The 16,952-nt window shown below is 65.3% G+C and carries 19 protein-coding genes; 12 read left to right on the top strand and 7 right to left on the bottom strand.

Annotation, left to right across the window (positions count from 1 at the left end; genetic code table 11):
• Positions 1 to 69: 69 nt before the first annotated feature.
• Positions 70 to 939, top strand: coding sequence for an ATPase (locus HG549_RS20815; protein ID WP_170032320.1), 870 nt, complete (start codon positions 70 to 72; stop codon positions 937 to 939).
• Between the two features lie 111 nt (positions 940 to 1,050).
• On the opposite strand, the gene HG549_RS20810 is transcribed toward HG549_RS20815, so the two are convergent.
• A complete protein-coding gene (locus HG549_RS20810) occupies positions 1,051 to 2,100 on the bottom strand; it encodes an alkene reductase (protein WP_170032317.1) in 1,050 nt (349 codons plus the stop codon).
• A 17-nt stretch (positions 2,101 to 2,117) separates the two neighbouring features.
• Positions 2,118 to 2,420, bottom strand: a complete 303-nt coding sequence (locus HG549_RS20805; RefSeq protein ID WP_170032314.1) for a helix-turn-helix transcriptional regulator — start codon at positions 2,418 to 2,420, stop codon at positions 2,118 to 2,120.
• 150 nt (positions 2,421 to 2,570) lie between these two features.
• Here HG549_RS20805 and HG549_RS20800 point away from each other — a divergent pair, with 150 nt between their 5' ends.
• The gene (locus HG549_RS20800; protein WP_170032312.1) at positions 2,571 to 3,155 is read left to right on the top strand and encodes an ACP phosphodiesterase; all 585 of its coding nucleotides are present in this window, start codon (positions 2,571 to 2,573) and stop codon (positions 3,153 to 3,155) included.
• Between the two features lie 55 nt (positions 3,156 to 3,210).
• On the opposite strand, the gene HG549_RS20795 is transcribed toward HG549_RS20800, so the two are convergent.
• Both HG549_RS20795 and olsB read right to left on the bottom strand, forming a co-directional pair.
• Positions 3,211 to 3,999 carry a lysophospholipid acyltransferase family protein gene (locus HG549_RS20795; RefSeq protein ID WP_170032309.1) on the bottom strand — a complete coding sequence of 263 codons (789 nt, stop codon included), beginning with the start codon at positions 3,997 to 3,999 and terminating at the stop codon, positions 3,211 to 3,213.
• A complete protein-coding gene (gene olsB, locus HG549_RS20790) occupies positions 3,999 to 4,754 on the bottom strand; it encodes an L-ornithine N(alpha)-acyltransferase (protein ID WP_170032306.1) in 756 nt (251 codons plus the stop codon). The genes HG549_RS20795 and olsB overlap by 1 nt, the downstream gene beginning before the upstream one ends.
• 158 nt (positions 4,755 to 4,912) lie before the next feature.
• Between olsB and HG549_RS20785 the strand changes: the two genes are divergently transcribed.
• The 6 genes from HG549_RS20785 (at position 4,913) to HG549_RS20760 (ending at position 9,659) form a co-directional block, all read left to right on the top strand.
• Entirely contained in the window at positions 4,913 to 5,800 is an 888-nt protein-coding gene (locus HG549_RS20785; RefSeq protein ID WP_170032303.1) for an acyl-CoA dehydrogenase, read from the top strand.
• 71 nt (positions 5,801 to 5,871) lie between these two features.
• The gene (locus tag HG549_RS20780) at positions 5,872 to 6,951 is read left to right on the top strand and encodes a serine hydrolase (RefSeq protein WP_170032300.1); all 1,080 of its coding nucleotides are present in this window, start codon (positions 5,872 to 5,874) and stop codon (positions 6,949 to 6,951) included.
• Positions 6,948 to 7,244, top strand: coding sequence for an amidase (locus HG549_RS20775; protein WP_170032298.1), 297 nt, complete (start codon positions 6,948 to 6,950; stop codon positions 7,242 to 7,244). The genes HG549_RS20780 and HG549_RS20775 overlap by 4 nt, the downstream gene beginning before the upstream one ends.
• A 44-nt stretch (positions 7,245 to 7,288) precedes the next feature.
• Positions 7,289 to 7,870: a YceI family protein gene (locus tag HG549_RS20770; RefSeq protein ID WP_170032296.1), complete on the top strand. Its 582-nt coding sequence runs from the start codon at positions 7,289 to 7,291 to the stop codon at positions 7,868 to 7,870.
• Position 7,871: 1 nt separating this feature from the next.
• Positions 7,872 to 9,029 (top strand): phosphatidylserine/phosphatidylglycerophosphate/cardiolipin synthase family protein, encoded by a 1,158-nt coding sequence (locus tag HG549_RS20765; RefSeq protein WP_170032294.1) that lies wholly within the window; start codon positions 7,872 to 7,874, stop codon positions 9,027 to 9,029.
• Between the two features lie 51 nt (positions 9,030 to 9,080).
• Entirely contained in the window at positions 9,081 to 9,659 is a 579-nt protein-coding gene (locus HG549_RS20760) for a DJ-1/PfpI family protein (RefSeq protein ID WP_170032292.1), read from the top strand.
• A 200-nt stretch (positions 9,660 to 9,859) separates the two neighbouring features.
• Here HG549_RS20760 and HG549_RS20755 read toward each other — a convergent pair whose 3' ends face one another.
• The gene (locus tag HG549_RS20755) at positions 9,860 to 10,258 is read right to left on the bottom strand and encodes a nuclear transport factor 2 family protein (protein WP_170032290.1); all 399 of its coding nucleotides are present in this window, start codon (positions 10,256 to 10,258) and stop codon (positions 9,860 to 9,862) included.
• 115 nt (positions 10,259 to 10,373) lie between these two features.
• Between HG549_RS20755 and HG549_RS20750 the strand changes: the two genes are divergently transcribed.
• Both HG549_RS20750 and HG549_RS20745 read left to right on the top strand, forming a co-directional pair.
• A complete protein-coding gene (locus HG549_RS20750) occupies positions 10,374 to 10,964 on the top strand; it encodes a GNAT family N-acetyltransferase (RefSeq protein WP_170032288.1) in 591 nt (196 codons plus the stop codon).
• Positions 10,961 to 11,833 carry a carbon-nitrogen hydrolase family protein gene (locus tag HG549_RS20745; protein ID WP_170032286.1) on the top strand — a complete coding sequence of 291 codons (873 nt, stop codon included), beginning with the start codon at positions 10,961 to 10,963 and terminating at the stop codon, positions 11,831 to 11,833. The genes HG549_RS20750 and HG549_RS20745 overlap by 4 nt, the downstream gene beginning before the upstream one ends.
• A gap of 121 nt (positions 11,834 to 11,954) precedes the next feature.
• Here the strand turns inward: HG549_RS20745 and HG549_RS20740 are convergent, their stop codons facing one another.
• Positions 11,955 to 13,478 (bottom strand): fumarate hydratase, encoded by a 1,524-nt coding sequence (locus HG549_RS20740; protein WP_170032283.1) that lies wholly within the window; start codon positions 13,476 to 13,478, stop codon positions 11,955 to 11,957.
• Between the two features lie 251 nt (positions 13,479 to 13,729).
• On the opposite strand from HG549_RS20740, the gene HG549_RS20735 reads away from it, so the two are divergent.
• Positions 13,730 to 14,650 carry an iron-sulfur-binding ferredoxin reductase gene (locus HG549_RS20735; RefSeq protein ID WP_170032281.1) on the top strand — a complete coding sequence of 307 codons (921 nt, stop codon included), beginning with the start codon at positions 13,730 to 13,732 and terminating at the stop codon, positions 14,648 to 14,650.
• Positions 14,651 to 14,788: 138 nt separating this feature from the next.
• Here HG549_RS20735 and pyk read toward each other — a convergent pair whose 3' ends face one another.
• Positions 14,789 to 16,243 carry a pyruvate kinase gene (gene pyk, locus HG549_RS20730; protein ID WP_170032278.1) on the bottom strand — a complete coding sequence of 485 codons (1,455 nt, stop codon included), beginning with the start codon at positions 16,241 to 16,243 and terminating at the stop codon, positions 14,789 to 14,791.
• A gap of 215 nt (positions 16,244 to 16,458) precedes the next feature.
• On the opposite strand from pyk, the gene HG549_RS20725 reads away from it, so the two are divergent.
• Positions 16,459 to 16,842: a tol-pal system YbgF family protein gene (locus HG549_RS20725; protein WP_170032275.1), complete on the top strand. Its 384-nt coding sequence runs from the start codon at positions 16,459 to 16,461 to the stop codon at positions 16,840 to 16,842.
• Positions 16,843 to 16,952: the final 110 nt, after the last annotated feature.

Raw genomic sequence — 16,952 nt, 5'->3', positions numbered from 1 at the left:
CGATGATCAACGCGCTGCGCTGGCGGTTTATACTCGTGCCTCTTGCGACTACCGCGGTTGAATGTATCCATGCGTAACCATGCTCACGATGACTACGATGACGTGCCTAGCTTGCGCGCCGGCACCCATGACGATGACGAACTGATGCCGGCGCACGTGGTGCGCAGCCGTCAGAAAGCTGCCCGCGGAGCCAGTACGGCGCCGCTGTGGGCATTGCTCGGGGCCTCGTTCATCGCCTTGGCGGGCCTCGGCTGGTGGAGCTTCCAGCAGATTTCCCTGATGGAGCAGCAGCTGGTGGCGACCCAGGAGAGCTTTGCCCGCATCAGCGAAGAAGCGGCCGGGCGCCTGCAGGCCATCAGCGGCAAGGTGGCGGCCAGCGAGTCGGGAGCCATGACCAATAGCGAGGCGCTGAAGCTGCAGTTGCGCCAGTTGCAGCAGGGCATGGCCGGGCAGACCGGTGACCTGGGCAAGCGCCTGGAGCAGGTATTGGCGGATACCCGTGAACAGCAAAAGGCGGTGACCGAGTTGCAAGGCCAGCTGCAGGCGCAATTGAAGCAGGTGAACGGCGAGCTGGCCGCATTGCGTTCGGGCCAGGTCGATGGTGGCAAGCTGGATGCCCAGCTCAAGGGCCTGAACGAACAGGTTGCGGCGCTGAAGGCCGCGCAGGCCGACGGCGGCAAGCTTGATGGCCAGCTCAAGAGCCTGAGCAGCGAGGTGGCGGCGCTGAAGAAGCAAGGTAACCCGAGTGCGGCTATCCAGGACCTGGAGCAGGACATCCTGGTGCTCAAGAGCCAGATCGACAATCGCCCGGCTGCGGCGGCCTCCGCTGGGGCGTCGGTGCAGGAGTTCGATGCCTTCCGGGCGCAGACGACCCGCAACCTGAATACCTTGCAGAGCCAGGTGCAGAACCTGCAGCAACAGATCAACGCCCGGCCGTGACCTGGCGCGGGAGGGCTTTGCCCTCCTTTCGCGACACAAGGCCGCTCCTACAGGAAATCGCGTTCCCCTGTGGCGCGGCCTTGCGTTGCAAAGTGGTCCCGGCGCTCCCGGTTACAACCGTGGATAGTCGATATACCCCACCGGCCCCTTGCCATAGAAGGTCTCCGGCCGTGCCTCGTTCAGCGGTGCATCTGCCGCCAGCCGCGCCGGCAGGTCGGGGTTGGCGATGAACGGTACGCCAAACGCCACCGCATCCGCCTTGCCACTGGCCAGGGCCGCATTGGCACTGGCCTTGTCGAACCGCTCGTTGACGATGTACGGGCCGCCGAACGCTAGCTTGATCAACGGGCCGATGCTGTCATCGGCTTCCCGTTCCCGTGAGCAGATGAAGGCAATGCCCCGCTTGCCGAGCTCCCGGGCCACATAGGTAAAGGTTTCGGCGCGGTCGGCATCGCCCATGTCATGGGCATCGGCACGTGGCGCCAGGTGCACGCCAACACGGCTCGCCCCCCACACCTCGATGGCCGCATCGGTTACCTCCAGCAGCAGGCGCGCACGGTTTTCCAGCGAGCCGCCGTAACGGTCGGTGCGCTGGTTGGTGCTGCTTTGCAGGAACTGGTCGAGCAGGTAACCGTTGGCGCCATGGATCTCCACACCATCGAAGCCGGCGGCCTTGGCATTCTCGGCGCCGCTGCGGTAGGCCTCGACGATATCGGCGATTTCTTCGGTTTCCAGCGCGCGTGGGGTGGGGTAGTCACTCAGCGGGCGTACCAGGCTCACATGGCCCTTGGGCTGGATTGCGCTGGGGGCAACCGGCAGTTCGCCATTCAGGTAGCTGGGGTGGGAAATGCGGCCAACGTGCCACAGTTGCAGGAAGATGCGCCCGCCCGCAGCATGCACGGCCTTGGTCACATTGTTCCAGCCACGTACCTGCTCGTCGTTCCAGATGCCAGGGGTATCCGGGTAGCCGACGCCCATGGGGCTGACCGAGGTCGCCTCGCTGAGGATCAGCCCGGCACTGGCGCGCTGTACGTAGTATTCGGCCATCAGTGCATTGGGCACGCGGCCTTCATCGGCACGGCAGCGGGTGAGTGGGGCCATGATGATGCGGTTGGGCAACTGCAGGTCGCCCAGGGTGATCGGATCGAAAAGCGTGGTCATGACGGTTACCTGCCTGTTCAGAGTGCTTGGCGCAATTGTTCGAGAAACGCCTGGATGGTGGTTTCGTTGCGTTTGAAGAAGTGCCACTGACCGATCTTCTGGCTACTGACCAACCCGGCGCGTTGCAGCGTGGCCAGGTGGGCGGAGACGGTTGACTGCGACAGGCCGCAGCGTTGGTCGATCTGCCCGGCGCAGACACCGTTCTCGGTGCTGTGGTACTGGTCCGGGAACTGCGTTGCCGGGTCTTTCAGCCAACCGAGGATTTCTCGCCTGACCGGGTGGGCCAGCGCTTTTATGATTTCGTCGAGATCGAGAGGCATGGGTGGAGGCTCGTGGTAGCGGTATATCGCGATAGGGCGAAATGTAAATCGTGAAATGCCGATATACAAATACCAAGAGGTTCTGAGCTGAGCGCGAATCGCTATATCGCGTTATAACGATATAGCGGCGGACGGTGCTAGACTGCGGCCATGAACTACCTCGCACACCTTCACCTGGGCGGCCCGGCGCCGCAACAACTGCTTGGCAGCCTGTATGGCGACTTCGTCAAAGGCTCGCTGGAAGGGCGCTTTCCGCCAACGCTGGAGGCGGCCATCCGGCTGCATCGGCGTATCGACAGCTATACCGACCAGCATCCGTTGGTACTGGCCGCACTGGCACGCTTTCCGCGCGAGCGGCGGCGCTTTGCCGGCATCGTTGTGGATGTGTTCTTCGATCATTGCCTGGCACGGCATTGGCAGGATTATGCCGAGCAGCCGCTGGAGCAGTTCACTGGGGAATTCTATCGGGTGCTGCTGGCGGAGCCTGAGCTTCCCGGGCGCCTGGCGCGGATCGCGCCGTTCATGGCGGCCGATGACTGGCTGGGCGCATACGGTGATTTCGCCACGCTGGAACAGGTGTTCAACGGCATTGCCCGAAGGCTGTCGCGGCCACAGGGGATGGTCGGGGTGATGGATGAGCTGGAGCGGCTGTATGAGCCGCTGATGGCGGATTTTCGCGAGTTCTATCCACAGTTGCAGGCATTCGCGGCCGTGGGGCGGATGTCAGACAGCTAGGCCTGGGCTGGCCTCTTCGCGGGCAAGCAGGCGAAGAGGCCGGCCAGGCACAAACTCAGGCAGCCCGCGCCTGCCGCCGAGTCACCAGTTCGACTTCTGCAGCGCCGAACAACGCCAGCTGGATCGCCTGCTGCGCCTGCAACGCCAGCACCGCGCGTTCCTTGCCGACGCTGCCGATCGGCTGCAACAGCTGGATGCTCACCTCAGCCCGCGGCTGGGCGAACAGGCGCAGCAGGTGCGAAAGCAGGTCATCCTCACCGATGAAGGGCGCAAGCGGGTCGATCTGGCCGTTGCGCAAGTACTGGATGGCCACCGGTTGTACTGCCACCCCGCGGTCGATGGCGCCCGCCAGCAGGCGGCCATGGAAGGTGCGCAGGGTACGCCCGCTGGTGGTAGTGCCTTCGGGGAAGATCAGCAGCGGGCGGGCCAGGCCCAGTTGCCCGGCGATCTGTTCGCGCAGGCGCTGGCTGTCACCGCCACCCCGGCGGATGAACAGCGTGCCGGCCTTTTCCGCCAGCCAGCCGGCCACCGGCCAGTGGCGCACTTCGGCCTTGGACAGGAACGACAGCGGCAGCAGCATGCCGAGCAAGGGGATGTCGGTCCAGGACACGTGGTTGCTGACCCACAGCATTGGCCGTTGCGGTAGCTCGCCGATCACGCGCACGTCGAACGGCAGCGCCGCGACCAGGCGTTTCATGAACAGGCAGGTCCAGCGCTGGCGGCGCGCTATCGATGGCTTGAAGCCCAGGCGTTCGCCCAGGGTGATCGCACTGGCCAGCAGCATGCCCAGCAGCAGTACCAGCAGCAGTCGTGTCAGGCGGGCCATTACCCGCAGCTTCGGCATCAGACCGCTGCCTTGAAGTGGCGGGCATAGCGCGGGCACAGCTCGTCGCGCTTGAGCAGGATGAACACGTCGGCCACCTGGAAGTCTTCGTCCCAGCACGGCTCGCCGCAAATCTTCGCGCCCAGGCGCATGTAGGCCTTGAGCAGGGGCGGCATTTCGGCAATGACGTTGTTCGGCAAGGCCAGCTTGGGCAGCGGGTTTTTCGGTTCGGCGCGCAGGTGCTCGGTGCACAGGTAGCGGTCGCGCAGGCGTTGCATCACCGCATGGGCCTGTATTCCGCCATCCTGCATGGGGATGCTGGCGCAGCCCATCAGGTAGCTGTAGCGGCCTTCATTGAGGATTTCCGCCAGTTCGCTCCAGAGTACCGCGATGGTGCCGCCATTGCGGTAATCGGGCGCCACGCAGGTGCGCCCCAGCTCCAGGATCGGCCCCTGCAATTGCAACAGGCCATGCAGGCTGAATTCTTCTTCGCTGTAGAAGCGGCCCAGGCTGCTGGCGGCCTGGTGGTCGAGCAGGCGGGTGGTGGCAACCAATTCGCCGGTACTCAGGTCACGTACACCAATGTGCCGGCAGTGCACGTCGTAGTCATCCATGTCCAGGCCGTACTCGGCACCTTTGAGGCGGGCCTGGAATTCGGCGCTGAACACCTTGTAGCGCAGGGCCTGGGCCTCTTGCAGGGCCGCGGCGCCAACCAGGCGTTCGGCTTGCAGACGGCGTTCGGTGCTGTTGTCGCCAGCGTGAGCGATCCGAGTCATTACGAGTCTCCATGAGCCAGCCATGAAAGGTTGCGGCCGGTCGGCTTTGTTGTGCAAAGTCAGCCTAGGTAGACGCGGTGTCACCCCTGTGAAACTTTGGTGATGCTTGCGTGACATCCCACGGCGTTACTTGAAAGCCCCCAGCAAGGAGCCGCCCCATGGCCTGGTTGCAACGACTCAACGACCCGCTTCGCCAAGCGCCGGCGGGTACCCTTGGCGAAACCTACACCGCGCTGCTCGAGCGCCTTGGCCCGGTTGCCCCGTTCGAACTGGCGGTACTCGGCGGGCGGGCGATGGCCACGCCGGGGCTGGCGTTCCTGGTCGGCTACCAGGCCGCGTTGCGCGTGCTGTGGCCCAGTGCACCAGCCAGCCTTGGTGCCCTGTGCGCCAGCGAGCGGCGCAGCGTGCGGCCGGCGGACATGCGAACGCGCCTGGACAGCTTGCGCTTGACCGGCAGCAAGGATTTCGTCACTGCCGGCCTGGAGGCGGAGTGGCTGCTGGTGGCGGCGCGCAGCGAGGCGACGGGCGCGCCAGCGCAGTTGAAGCTGGCGGTGGTCTACCCCGGCGAACCAGGGGTCACGCTGGAAGCGTTGCCGACCCTGCCGTTGATGCCAGAGGTGGGCCATGGGCGGCTGCTGCTGGAACACGCGGCGTGCGAGCTGCTGGCGGGGGATGGCTGGGATGCCTATGTAAAACCGTTCCGTTCGCTGGAGGACTTGTATGTGCTCACGGCGCTGACGGCCTGGCTGTATGGCGTGGGCCAGGCGTGTGCCTGGCCGCAGGCCCTGCGCTTGCAGCTGCTCGGGCTGCTGGCCGGGTGTGCCGAGGGCAGCCGGCAGTGTGCCGATACCGTCGGTTGCCATTTGTTGCTGGGTGGGTTGTTTGCCCAGTTCCAGGCGCTACGGGGGCAAATCGATGCGGCGTTGGCAGCCGGGCCGGCGCATTGGGCAGAGAGCTGGCGGCGCGACCAGGGCGTGATGGCGTTGGCGGCGGCAGCGCGGGAGAAGCGCTTGAACAAGGCGTGGGCGGCTGCGGGATTGTCATGAATGCCGGTTAGGCTTGTGTGATTGCATGAATCCTGGGGCCGCACAGTCGCCCCCGCAAAAAGGCAATCCCGATGAAGGCATTGTTCGTCATTCTGGCGCTGGTTACGGGGTGTGCCTGGGCCGAGGACTGGCCCCAACCCGACTGGCCGATCGATGACGCCAGCCTCGACTGGCAGGCTGTCGACGCCTATGCCTTCCCTGCCCGCACCACCGCGGAACGCGCTGGCATTCGCACCGACGCCCTGCTGATCATCCGCGACGGCCGTATACTTCACGAGCGCTACACGGCACCCACCCGCGCAACCACTGCCCACCTCACCTGGTCGATCAGCAAAAGCGTGCTGGCCACGGTACTGGGCGTGGCCCAGGGCCAGGGGCGCTTCCAGCTGCAAGACCCGGTCAGCCGGTTTTATCCACCCATGCGCAGCCACCCTGGCGTGCGCATGGTCGACCTGCTGCACTGGGCCAGCGGCCTGGACTGGCAGGAAGACTACGAATACGCCCCGCTGAAATCTTCGGTGGTGGCCATGCTCTATACCCGCGGCCACGGGGACATGGCGGCGTACACGGCGGCACGGGGCACGGCAGCCGAACCAGGCCGGCGCTTTCTCTATTCCAGTGGCGACAGCAACCTGCTGGCCGCCGCGCTGCGCGGCATGCTCGGCGCCGACCAGTACCCGGATTACCCCTGGCACGCGCTGTTCACCCCGTTGGGCATCACCAGCGCAGTATGGGAACGTGACCGGGCCGGCACCTATGTCGGCTCTTCCTACCTGTACCTCACGGCGCGCGACCTGGCACGCATCGGCCTGTTGCTGCAGCGCGACGGGCGCTGGCAAGGGCGGCAACTGCTGCCAGAGGCCTGGGTGGTGTTCAACCGCACGCCGTTTGCCCATGCCGACACCGTAGCCGGCGAGGCCAACCCCGGCGGCCACTGGTGGCTCAACCAGCCGTTGGCCGGGGCGGCACGGCCCTGGCCGCATGCGCCCGCAGACACTTATGCCGCCCTTGGTCACTGGGGCCAGGCGCTGTACGTGCTGCCCAGGCAAAAGCTGGTGATCGTGCGCTATGCCGACGACCGCGACGGCAGCTACCGGCACGATGAACTGCTCAGGCGGGTGCTGGCGGTGCTGGCCGGGGAGGGCGCATGAAGCGGGTAGTGCTGCTGGTATTGCTGGGCCTGTCGTACTGGGCCTGGCACGAGCGCCAGGCCCTGGCAGACTTCCCCGACATCCTTGCGGCGTACTCGGCCAAGGAGTATTGCTCGTGCCGCTTCGTCATGGGGTTCGAGCCGGGGTACTGCCAAGGCTATGTGAAACAGTGGCTGGCGCTGAGCCTGCTGGAGGAAGACAGCCAGCAGCGGCTGGTGACCGCCGAAGGCCTGGGGCAGCGCCACCAGGCCGCCTGGCAAGGCCCGCGCGAGGGCTGCCGCTTGCTGCCGTGAAGGCGGGCGGGTAAGGTTGGCGGCCTGGTTTCACGAGATCCGTCATGTTCAAGCTGCCCCGTCTGCTACCCGCCTTGCTGCTGGCTTTGTGCCTACCTGCCCACGCCAACTGGCACCTCGATGGCGAGTCGTCGCGCCTGTCGTTCATAACCGGCAAGAACGGTGACACCGCCGAAGTGCACCGTTTTCTGGTGCTGCATGGCACCGTCGACCGCAAGGGCGCGGCTGGGCTCAGCATCGAGATGGATTCGGTAAGCAGCGGCATTCCCCAACGTGACGAACGCATGCGTGAGGACCTGTTCGAGGTCGAGCGTTTCGCCGAAGCCAAGGTGCAGGCCCAACTGGACCTGCGGCCGATAAACGACCTGGCCAATGGTGCCCAGGTCGAGCTGCGCCTGCCATTGACCGTGACCTTGCACGGCCAGTCCCACAGCTATAACGCCCTGCTGCTGGCGACCCGCCTGGACGAGCGACGCTTCCAGGTGGTGACCCTCGAGCCGCTGGTCCTGCGCGCCGAGGATTTCGGCCTGCTGCCAGGCCTGCAACGCCTGCGCAAGTTCGCTGGGCTCAAGTCCATCAACCCGTCGGTACCGGTGAGTGCGGTGCTGATCTTCACTGCCCGCTGACATGGCCGGGCCAGTCTTCCCCTGGCGGGATGGCAACCACTTCGAACTGCTGATCGACGGCCCCGAGTTCTTTCCGCGCATGCTCCTGGCAATCATGCGCGCCGAGTTCCAGATCGATCTGGAACTGTACCTGGTCGAGGCCGGCGACTGCGCCGATGCGGTGGTCGAAGCGCTTGAGCGGGCGGCGCTTCGCGGTGTGCGGGTACGCTGCCTGTTCGACGACTATGGCTCGTTGGCCTTCACCAGTACATTGCGCCAGCGCCTGCTGGATGCCGGCGTGTACCTGCGCTGGTACAACCGCCTGCGCTGGAAGCGCGGCCTGCGCAACCTGTACCGCGACCACCGCAAGCTGCTGCTAGTGGACCAGCGCTGGGCAGTGGTGGGCGGCACCGGTGTCACCGATGAATTCTGGACGCCGGGCGAGGCGACCAGTGAATGGCACGAGGTGATGGTGCAGATGCAGGGCCCGGTGGTGAACGACTGGCAGTTGCTGTTCGACCGCCAGTGGCACGCCAACAATCGCCGCACCGCCTGGCGCCCTGCCGAGGGCTTTGGCCTGCCGCGCCTGCCCAAGGTACCGGCGCAGGGGCAGGGCATGGGGCGGGTGGCCTATGCCGACGCCCGCCAGCACCAGGACATCCTGCATTCGCTGGTACGTGCGATCAACAGCGGCAAGCGCCGGGTGTGGCTGGCCACGCCCTACTTCCTGCCGACCTGGAGCGTGCGCCGCTCGCTACGCCGGGCTGCCGGCAAGGGCGTCGATGTGCGCTTGCTGCTGACCGGCCCGCGTACCGACCACCCTTCGGTGCGTTATGCAGGGCACCGCTATTATCCCCGGCTGCTGCGCGCCGGGGTGCGCATCTACGAATACCAGCCATGTTTCCTGCACCTGAAAATGGTGCTGATCGACGATTGGGTCAGTATCGGTTCGTGCAACTTCGACCACTGGAACCTGCGCTTCAACCTCGAGGCCAATATCGAGGCCCTCGACCCGCCATTGACGGCTGCCGTGCAAGCCAGCTTCGAGCGTGACTTCGCCTTGAGCGAGGTGGTCGACCTGGGCCACTGGCATGCCCGACCGCTATGGCGCCGGGTGAAGCAACGGCTGTGGGGCTGGCTGGACCGCCTGGTGGTCAACTTGCTCGACCGTCGCGACTGATACCGGCTATCGTGCAGTGACTGTCTCTAGGCAATCGAAGGAGTGGGTGCGATGACGGCGAAGAAGATTCTCATGTTGGTCGGCGACTTCGTTGAAGATTACGAGGTCATGGTGCCATTCCAGGCCTTGAGCATGGTGGGGCATACGGTGCATGCAGTTTGCCCGGAAAAGGTCGCGGGGCAGACCGTGCGCACGGCCATTCATGATTTCGAGGGTGACCAGACCTACAGCGAAAAGCCCGGGCACAACTTTGCCCTGAACTACGATTTCGTGCGGGTGCGCGCCGAGGGTTATGACGCGCTGCTGATTCCCGGTGGGCGCGCGCCGGAGTACCTGCGCCTGGATGAGCGGGTGCTGGAACTGGTACGGGCATTCGACCAGGCCGGCAAACCGATTGCGGCGGTGTGCCACGGGGCCCAGCTGCTGGCGGCTGCCGGCGTGCTGGAAGGGCGTGAATGCAGCGCTTATCCGGCGTGTGCGCCGGAGGTGCGGCTGGCCGGCGGCACATTCATCGATATTGCCGTGGACCAGGCGCATGTCGACCGCAACCTGGTGACCGCACCCGCCTGGCCGGCGCACCCGGCGTGGCTGGCGGCATTCCTCAAGGTGCTCGGTACCCGCATCGCCTGACCGGGCCCGGCTTCCTGGCACCTGCCAGGCAGTGCTCTGGTAGGAGCGGCCTTGTGTCGCGATGGGTGCGTAGCAGCCCTTGGTAATCCTGCATCACGGCTGAGCATCTGGGGCTGCTGCGCAGCCCATCGCGACGCAAGGCCGCTCCTACACACACACGCACACCGTTTTCAGGGTCGTTGCTGTTGGCCTCGTGCCACTCAACCGACCTGCTCAACCCAGTCATTGAGGTTGTAGTAGTTGGTCACCCGGGCAATCTTGCCGCAGTGGATATAGAAGAACGCCCCCGCCGGCAGCACGTAGGTCTGCCCGTTGGCCGGCGGCAGGCCTTCGTCATCGGCCAGGTATTCGCCATGCACGGTGAACTCCGCCGCCGCCCGGCTGCCATCTGCGTTCTGCATTACCACGATGTCGGCCAGGCGTTCGCGGTAGCAGCGGTTCATCTTGTCCATGAACGCGGCAAACCGTGCCTTGCCCATCTGCCGCTCACCCTGGTTGATGTCGTGGATCACGTCCTCGCTGAGCAGGGCGAGGAAGGCTGGCATGTCGCCGGCGTTGAAAGCCGCGTAGTACGCATTTACCAGTTCGGTAGCGGTCATGGAACAATACCTGTCGTAGAGGGAAAAGGCGGGTCGTGGCTTCGGATGATAGGGTTTCCCCTCAAGCCCGGCTTAGCCGAGCGCGTCATCCACATCGACAAAACGACCGCCAAGCATGGAAATACGCCTGTTGCACGGCGCCGCTATCGCGCCTTACATCGATGACCTCGCTCGCCTGCGCCTGACCGTGTTTCGCGAGTTTCCCTACCTTTACGACGGCACCCCGGAGTACGAGGCCGACTACCTGGCCACCTATGCCCGCTCCGGGCGCAGCCTGGTGGTGCTGGCGCTGGACGACGGCAAGGTGGTCGGCGCCTCCACCGGCCTGCCGCTGGTGGATGTCGGCGCCGAATTCCAGCAGCCATTCCTGGCCCAGGGGCGCGACCCGGCCAGCGTCTACTACTTCGGTGAATCGGTGGTGCTGCCGGAGTACCGTGGCAGGGGCCTGGGCGTGCGCTTTTTCATCGAGCGCGAGTCCTATGCGCACAAACTGGCCGAGTTCGATTACTGCGCGTTCTGCGCGGTGGAGCGGCCCGGCGTGCACCCGCGGCGGCCTGCAGACTACAAACCCCTGCATGGCTTCTGGCGTAATCGTGGCTTCCTGCACGACCCATCGCTGCGCACCCGCTACGCCTGGCGTGACCTGGACGAAGCGGAAAGCTCCGACAAACTGATGTCGTTCTGGCTCAAGGAACTGCCGATATGATCCGCCTGGCGGCCTGCCAGTATGCGATCGAGCTGCATGAAACCTGGGAGGCCTACGCCGCGCACCTGCAAGGCCTGTGCGCCGAGGCTGCGGCGGCGGGGGCGCGCCTGCTGCTGTTGCCGGAGTACGCCGGGCTGGTGCTCAGCGGGCAGTTGCCGGCCGAGCAGCGTGGCGACCTGAAGGCCTCGATTGCCGGTATCCAGCCGCTGGTCGAGCCGTGGCTGGCGCTGTGCGAGGGCATTGCCCGGCGCTGGGGGATCTATCTGCAGCCCGGCAGCCTGCCGGTGCAGGACGGCGACGGGCAGTACCGCAACCGAGCCTGGCTATTCGGCCCCGACGGCGTGCTGGGCTTCCAGGACAAATTGCTGATGACCCGTTTCGAACGCGAGCAGTGGGGCATCGCCGCGGGCCAGGGGCTGCAGGTGTTCGACACCGAACTGGGGCGCCTGGGGATCCTGATCTGCTACGACAATGAATTCCCGATGCTGGCCCGGCACCTGGCCGAGCAAGGCGCCGACCTGATCCTGGCGCCGAGCTGTACCGACACCGAGGCGGGCTACCACCGGGTGCGCATTGGCGCGCAGGCGCGGGCACTGGAGAACCAGATTGCGGTATTGCAGAGCCCCACGGTCGGGCTGGCCGCCTGGTCACCGGCGCTGGACGAGAATATCGGGCGGGCAGGCTTGTTCGTGCCACCGGATCATGGCATGCCGGGGGACGGCGTGATGGCGTTGAGTGAGCAACTGAGCCCGGTGCATAGCCAGTGGCTGCTGTGCGAGGTGGACCTGGAGGAAGTGCGGCGGGTGAGGCGGGAAGGGCAGGTGTTTACCCGCAGGGACTGGCCGGAGCAGTTTGACAAAATCCTGTGAAAACAGTGGCGGCCTCTTCGCGGGCTTGCCCGCTCCCACAGGTACAGCGCAAGCCTGAGGGCTACGCGTTACCTGTGGGAGCGGGCAAGCCCGCGAAGAAGCCGCCGCAGTTACATCAGGCTTACTTCACTTCGACTGCCAGGCTCTCGGCAATCTTGCTCTGCCACAGGGCAGGGCCAGTGATGTGTACCGACTCACCGTTGCTGTCCACGGCGACGGTCACCGGCATGTCCTTGACCTCGAACTCGTAGATCGCTTCCATGCCCAGCTCGGCGAAGGCCAGGACCTTCGACTTGCGGATGGCCTGGGCCACCAGGTAGGCGGCGCCGCCAACAGCCATCAGGTATACGGCCTTGTTGTCCTTGATCGCTTCGATGGCGGCAGGGCCGCGCTCGGACTTGCCGATCATGCCCAGCAGGCCAGTCTGCTCGAGGATCTGGCGGGTGAACTTGTCCATGCGGGTCGCGGTGGTCGGGCCGGCTGGGCCTACCACTTCGTCACCTACCGGGTCGACCGGGCCGACGTAGTAGATGAAGCGGCCTTTCAGGTCTACCGGCAGCTCTTCGCCACGGTTGAGCATCTCCACCATGCGCTTGTGCGCGGCATCGCGGCCGGTGAGCATCTTGCCGTTGAGCAGGATGGTCTCGCCCGGTTTCCAGCTGGCGACTTCTTCCGGGGTGATGGCGTCGAGGTTGACGCGACGGGCGCTCGGGCCGGCTTCCCAGACGATTTCCGGGTAGGCGTCCAGCGACGGCGCTTCCAGCTCGGCCGGGCCGGAACCATCGAGCACGAAGTGGGCGTGGCGGGTGGCGGCGCAGTTGGGGATCATGCACACCGGCAGCGAAGCGGCGTGGGTCGGGTAATCCATGATCTTGACGTCGAGCACGGTGGTCAGGCCACCCAGGCCCTGGGCGCCGATGCCCAGCTGGTTGACCTTGTCGAACAGCTCCAGGCGGATTTCTTCCAGACGGTTCTGCGGGCCACGGGCTTTCAGCTCGTGGATGTCGATGGACTCCATCAACACTTCCTTGGCCATCACCGCAGCCTTCTCGGCGGTACCGCCGATGCCGATGCCGAGCATGCCCGGCGGGCACCAGCCAGCACCCATGGTCGGCACGGTCTTGAGCACCCAGTCGACGATCGAGTCGGACGGGTTGAGCATGGCCATCTTCGACTTGTTCTCCGAGCCGCCGCCCTTGGCTGCGACATCGACCTCGACCTTGTCGCCGGGGACGATGGAGTAGTGGATCACTGCCGGAGTGTTGTCCTTGGTGTTCTTGCGGGCACCGGCCGGGTCGGCCAGGATCGACGCGCGCAGCACGTTTTCAGGCAGGTTGTAGGCGCGGCGCACACCTTCGTTGATCATGTCGTCGACGCTCATGGTGGCGCCGTCCCAGCGCACGTCCATGCCCACGCGGATGAACACGGTGACGATACCGGTGTCCTGGCAGATCGGGCGGTGGCCGGTGGCGCACATGCGCGAGTTGATCAGGATCTGGGCGATGGAATCGCGCGCGGCAGGCGATTCTTCACGCAGATAGGCCTCGTGCATGGCCTGGATGAAATCGACGGGGTGGTAGTACGAAATGAATTGCAGGGCGTCGGCGACGCTCTGAATCAGGTCGTCTTGCTTGATCACGGTCATGCAGCGCGCTCCTCTTAAAGACGGGAACATTCATAGAGACGCTCGACGGTGCCGACCAGCATGTCGAAACGCCTTGCAAAGGCGCGCCGGCGGCATGGCCGACGCAAAAAGGCGCGGCAGTATAGCGTGCCTCTCGGTGTGAAACACCTGCGTGTGGTCTGGACCATGGTCGGCAGGGCCCAGGCATCCTTTTTGCTGCCATTGCCCGCTTGGCATACAGTGGCCTGATGACCGATGGAGAAAGACCGACCATGCCTGAACTTTGCGTGGGCGAGCGCCGCTGGGCGGTGCCGACCGGCAGCAACCTGCTCGATGCCCTGAACGAGGCTGGGCTCGATGTGCCCTACAGTTGCCGCGCGGGCAGCTGCCATGCCTGCCTGGTGCATTGCCTGGCCGGGCAACCGCTGGATGCCCGGCCCGAGGCCCTGGCGCCGGACAAGCATGCCCAGGGTTGGCGCCTGGCGTGCCAGTGCCAGGTGGTCGAGGACCTGCGTGTGGCGCTGTTCGACCCGCAGCAGGATGGCGTAGCGGCCGAGGTCTGTGCGCTGGATTGGTACGGCGATGTGTTGCGCTTGCGCTTGCGGCCCGAGCGGGCGTTGCGTTACCAGGCCGGGCAGCATGTAGTGCTATGGCATGCTGCGGTCGCGCGGCCCTATTCGCTGGCCAGCCTGCCGGGTGAGGACGATTTCCTCGAGTTCCATATCGACTGCCGGCGCCCTGGCGCCTTTTGTGACCAGGCGCGCGGCTTGCGGCTGGGTGATGTGTTGCGCCTGGGGGCATTCCGGGGCGGCGCCTTGCACTACGACCCGGACTGGCAGGACCGGCCGCTGTGGTTGCTGGCGGCGGGCACCGGGCTGGCGCCGTTGTGGGGCATCCTGCGCGAAGCGTTGCGGCAGGGGCATCGGGGCGAGATCCGGCTGCTGCATGTGGCGCGGGAGCGGTCAGGGCACTATTTGGCGGAGCCGCTGCTGAAGTTGCCAGGGGTTGAGGTCGAGCTGGTGCTGGCGGAGCAGCTGGAGGATGTTCTGGCCGGCTTGCGGCCGTCATCGCGGCAGACGCTGGCGCTGCTGTGCGGGGCGCCGGGGAGCGTCGAGCGGTTTGCCCGGCGGCTGTTCATTGCCGGGGTGCCGCGGGGGCAGGTGTTTGCCGATGTGTTCGTCGAGCATGCCTGAGGCATTTTTGTGGATTGTGCCGGCCCTTTTGCGGGCACGCCCGCTCCCACAGGTACAGCGCTAGCCTCAAGCTTGGCGCGCATCCTGTGCGAGCGGGCGTGCCCGCGAAAGGGCCGCAAAGCGGCCCCTTGCAGCGGATCAACCGACCAGCGGGTCACCCACGTGCAGGATCTTCATGCCGTTGGTGCCACCGATGGTGTGGTAGCTGTCACCCTTGGTCAGGATCACCCAGTCACCTTGTTCCACCAGGCCACGCTTGAGCAGTTCGTCGACCGCCGCCTGGCTCACCTTGTCGGCCGGCAGCGAAGCCGGGTCGAAGGCGATCGGGTACACGCCGCGGAACATCGAGGCGCGAGCCTGGGTGGCGCGGTGCGGCGACAGGGCGAAGATCGGCACGTGCGAACGCAGGCGCGACATGATCAGCGGGGTGTAGCCACTCTCGGTCAGGGCGATGATCGCCTTCACGCCCGGGAAGTGGTTGGCGGTGTACATGGCCGCCAGGGCGATGCTTTCGTCGCAGCGCTCGAAGGTGGTGTGCAGGCGGTGGCTGGACTTCTGGCTGGTCGGGTGCTTTTCGGCACCCAGGCAGATGCGGGCCATGGCCTGGACGGCTTCGATCGGGTAGGCACCGGCGGCACTTTCTGCCGACAGCATGACCGCGTCGGTGTTGTCCAGCACGGCGTTGGCCACGTCGGACACTTCGGCACGGGTCGGCATCGGGTTCTGGATCATCGACTCCATCATCTGGGTCGCCACGATCACCGCCTTGTTGTTGCGGCGGGCGTGCTGGATGATCTTTTTCTGGATGGCGATCAGCTCGGCGTCGCCGATTTCCACGCCCAGGTCACCACGGGCGACCATCACGGCGTCGGAGGCGGCGATCAGCTTGTCGAGGGTGTCGTCGTCGGCAACGGCTTCGGCGCGTTCGATCTTGGCTACCAGCCAGGCGCTGCCGCCGGCCTCGTCACGCAGCTTGCGCGCATATTCCATGTCGCTGGCATCACGCGGGAACGACACGGCCAGGTAGTCCAGGTCCATTTCCGCGGCCAGCTTGATGTCGGCCTTGTCTTTTTCGGTCAGGGCCGGTGCGGTCAGGCCGCCACCTTTACGGTTGATACCCTTGTGGTCCGACAGCGGGCCGCCGATGATCACCACGCAGTGCAGGGCGTCTGCGGTGGCCGTTTCGACGCGCATGACCACGCGGCCATCGTCGAGCAGCAGTTCGTCGCCGACGCCGCAGTCCTTGACCAGGTCGGGGTAGTCGATACCGACGATGTCCTGGTTGCCTTCGGTCAGCGGGTGGGCGGTGGAGAAGGTGAACTTGTCACCGATCTTCAATTCGATGCGCTTGTTGGCGAACTTGGCGATGCGGATCTTCGGACCCTGCAGGTCACCCAGCAGCGCGACATGGCGGCCGTTCTTGGCGGCGATGTCACGGATCAGGCGGGCGCGGGCCTTGTGCTCGTCCGGGGTGCCGTGGGAGAAGTTCAGGCGTGCCACGTCCAGGCCGGCGAGGATCAGCTGTTCGATCACTTCCGGCGAATTGCTGGCGGGGCCAAGGGTGGCGACGATTTTGGTACGGCGGATGGTCATGCACAGACTCCTATAGTGAAGCGCAGCGAAAGGCTACTCCTGAATCTCGCTGTAGTCATTGTTCCGTTGCACTACCTGCGACTTCCTGGGTAGGGCAGCTGCAAGCTGACAGCAACAGGTTACAAGTTGAGGCATGGGCCCAATGCGTGCTGATTTTGCTGGCGCTGAAGAAAACCCGGCCGCGGCCGATATACTGGCCATCAAAGGAGATCCCCATGCGCGCCCTGATCGTTTTTGCCCTGGCTGCCAGCGCCGTCGGCTGCACCCGCTGGTCGATGGACCATCACCTGAACAACGCCTACCGCGCCTATGACCGTGGCGACTGCCAGCGGGTCATGCTCGAGTTGTCGCAAGTCGACCGCACCAGCCGTGCGCGGCCGTTCATCCACCCCGAGGTGTCGCTGCTGCGTGGCCAGTGCCTGGAGCGCCAGGCGCTGTACGTGGACGCTGCGCAGACCTACCAGTACCTGATCCAGCAGTATCCGGGCAACGAGTATGCCTATCGCGCCCAGGCGCGCCTGCAGACCCTGGAAAAACTCGGCCACCTGCGCGGCGAAGCGGCTGTAGCCAGCCCGGTGCAGAGCGCACCTTGGCGTTAACACCAAGGTGTGATTTATTTCACGGGATTTGCTGCGTGCGCTGCGCTAATCTGTAAATCAGCTGTTACAACAACCGCCAGTTCATCGTATTCCTGGCCCCTGGGTACGGA

This window comes from Pseudomonas sp. SK (genome assembly GCF_012975065.1).
Taxonomy (GTDB): domain Bacteria; phylum Pseudomonadota; class Gammaproteobacteria; order Pseudomonadales; family Pseudomonadaceae; genus Aquipseudomonas; species Aquipseudomonas anuradhapurensis.
The sequence above is the reverse complement of the archived record's forward strand: the minus strand, read 5'-3'. Positions and strand labels throughout refer to the sequence as shown.

Excerpts from the sequence above, each read along its gene's own strand:
- HG549_RS20750 (WP_170032288.1), top strand. The coding sequence starts at position 10,374 with ATGGAAATACGCCTGTTGCACGGCGCCGCTATCGCGCCTTACATCGAT.
- HG549_RS20775 (WP_170032298.1), top strand. The coding sequence starts at position 6,948 with ATGAAGCGGGTAGTGCTGCTGGTATTGCTGGGCCTGTCGTACTGGGCC.
- olsB (WP_170032306.1), bottom strand. The coding sequence starts at position 4,754 with ATGACTCGGATCGCTCACGCTGGCGACAACAGCACCGAACGCCGTCTG.
- HG549_RS20785 (WP_170032303.1), top strand. The coding sequence starts at position 4,913 with ATGGCCTGGTTGCAACGACTCAACGACCCGCTTCGCCAAGCGCCGGCG.
- HG549_RS20770 (WP_170032296.1), top strand. The coding sequence starts at position 7,289 with ATGTTCAAGCTGCCCCGTCTGCTACCCGCCTTGCTGCTGGCTTTGTGC.
- HG549_RS20745 (WP_170032286.1), top strand. The coding sequence starts at position 10,961 with ATGATCCGCCTGGCGGCCTGCCAGTATGCGATCGAGCTGCATGAAACC.
- HG549_RS20765 (WP_170032294.1), top strand. The coding sequence starts at position 7,872 with ATGGCCGGGCCAGTCTTCCCCTGGCGGGATGGCAACCACTTCGAACTG.
- pyk (WP_170032278.1), bottom strand. The coding sequence starts at position 16,243 with ATGACCATCCGCCGTACCAAAATCGTCGCCACCCTTGGCCCCGCCAGC.
- HG549_RS20725 (WP_170032275.1), top strand. The coding sequence starts at position 16,459 with ATGCGCGCCCTGATCGTTTTTGCCCTGGCTGCCAGCGCCGTCGGCTGC.
- HG549_RS20740 (WP_170032283.1), bottom strand. The coding sequence starts at position 13,478 with ATGACCGTGATCAAGCAAGACGACCTGATTCAGAGCGTCGCCGACGCC.
- HG549_RS20795 (WP_170032309.1), bottom strand. The coding sequence starts at position 3,999 with ATGCCGAAGCTGCGGGTAATGGCCCGCCTGACACGACTGCTGCTGGTA.
- HG549_RS20755 (WP_170032290.1), bottom strand. The coding sequence starts at position 10,258 with ATGACCGCTACCGAACTGGTAAATGCGTACTACGCGGCTTTCAACGCC.
- HG549_RS20760 (WP_170032292.1), top strand. The coding sequence starts at position 9,081 with ATGACGGCGAAGAAGATTCTCATGTTGGTCGGCGACTTCGTTGAAGAT.
- HG549_RS20805 (WP_170032314.1), bottom strand. The coding sequence starts at position 2,420 with ATGCCTCTCGATCTCGACGAAATCATAAAAGCGCTGGCCCACCCGGTC.
- HG549_RS20780 (WP_170032300.1), top strand. The coding sequence starts at position 5,872 with ATGAAGGCATTGTTCGTCATTCTGGCGCTGGTTACGGGGTGTGCCTGG.
- HG549_RS20735 (WP_170032281.1), top strand. The coding sequence starts at position 13,730 with ATGCCTGAACTTTGCGTGGGCGAGCGCCGCTGGGCGGTGCCGACCGGC.
- HG549_RS20800 (WP_170032312.1), top strand. The coding sequence starts at position 2,571 with ATGAACTACCTCGCACACCTTCACCTGGGCGGCCCGGCGCCGCAACAA.
- HG549_RS20815 (WP_170032320.1), top strand. The coding sequence starts at position 70 with ATGCGTAACCATGCTCACGATGACTACGATGACGTGCCTAGCTTGCGC.
- HG549_RS20810 (WP_170032317.1), bottom strand. The coding sequence starts at position 2,100 with ATGACCACGCTTTTCGATCCGATCACCCTGGGCGACCTGCAGTTGCCC.